The following is a 1,155-nucleotide window of genomic DNA, read 5'->3' on the forward strand; positions in this document are numbered from 1 at the left end:
GGATTACCAGATCATCAACAATCGAAAAGACGAATATAAACGATATGAAAAACTGACTCCCCCACGAGTTATTACATCTGATGGCGAAATCATTGCAGGGAAGTATGAACGGGAAAATCTCCCAACCGAGGCTATTGCAGGTCTGCCTGTTTCTTCTGGAGTAATCGAGGGACGAGCACGTGTTATCTTAAGTATGGAGGATGCTGACTTAGAAGATGGAGATATTTTAGTCACTTCCTTTACTGACCCTGGCTGGACACCATTGTTTGTATCCATTAAAGGTCTAGTTACCGAAGTTGGTGGGCTGATGACTCATGGGGCAGTTATCGCGCGTGAGTATGGCTTACCAGCAGTAGTTGGGGTAGAGAATGCTACCACATTAATAAAAGATGGACAACGAATACGGGTGCATGGAACTGAAGGGTATATCGAAATATTGTAATGGCTAACAAGATAACATTTAATTTAAGACATAAAGGAGATAGAGATATGACGGAATTTTGGGAATCAAGTTTTATAGAAAAACAAACGATGTGGGGATTTGAACCTACAGACTCCGCAATCGCAACAAAGGACTTTTTCCTTGAAAAGAATGTTAAGGACATACTGATTCCAGGTATTGGTTATGGCAGAAATGCAAAGGTTTTTATTGACAATGGAATAAATGTAACAGGTATAGAAATTTCAAAAACAGCGATTGATTTGGCGAAGGAAAACGGGCTTGATATTAGTATTTTACATGGTTCAGTAACGGATATGCCCTTTGATAACAAGCTCTATGATGGTATATTCAGTCATGCGCTTATTCACTTATTGGATAATAGCGAGAGAGAAAAGTTTATTCAAGATTGTTATGATCAGTTAAAGCCAAATGGATATTTGGTTTTTACAACGGTTTCACAAAAAGCCCCAATGTTTGGAAAGGGCAAACAATTGGATAAAGACTATTTCGAGATTATGGAAGGTGTAAAAATGTATTTTTATGATGATGATTCCATAAAACAAGATTTTGAAAAATATGGACTAGTAGAGATTTCAGAAATTGACGAGCCAAATAAGAACACGAAAAATGCACTTCCAATCCATTTTTTAATTATAAAGTGCAAGAAAACATCGTAAACATAATCATATATTTTTCAACACGATCTAAAACAT

General features: G+C 36.7%; 2 protein-coding genes. Both read left to right on the forward strand.

The window, feature by feature from the left end:
* The coding region (locus AC1DSE_RS35570) for a PEP-utilizing enzyme (RefSeq protein ID WP_477529158.1) at nucleotides 1-442 on the forward strand (442 nt) is incomplete at its 5' end.
* 47 nt (nucleotides 443-489) lie between these two features.
* Entirely contained in the window at nucleotides 490-1,119 is a 630-nt protein-coding gene (locus AC1DSE_RS35575; RefSeq protein ID WP_441883166.1) for a class I SAM-dependent methyltransferase, read from the forward strand.
* Nucleotides 1,120-1,155: the final 36 nt, after the last annotated feature.

The sequence above is a fragment of the Paenibacillus sp. 01L418 genome (assembly GCF_056400045.1).

Coding starts and splice junctions, on each gene's coding strand:
- AC1DSE_RS35575 (WP_441883166.1), top strand. CDS start 490: ATGACGGAATTTTGGGAATCAAGTTTTATAGAAAAACAAACGATGTGG.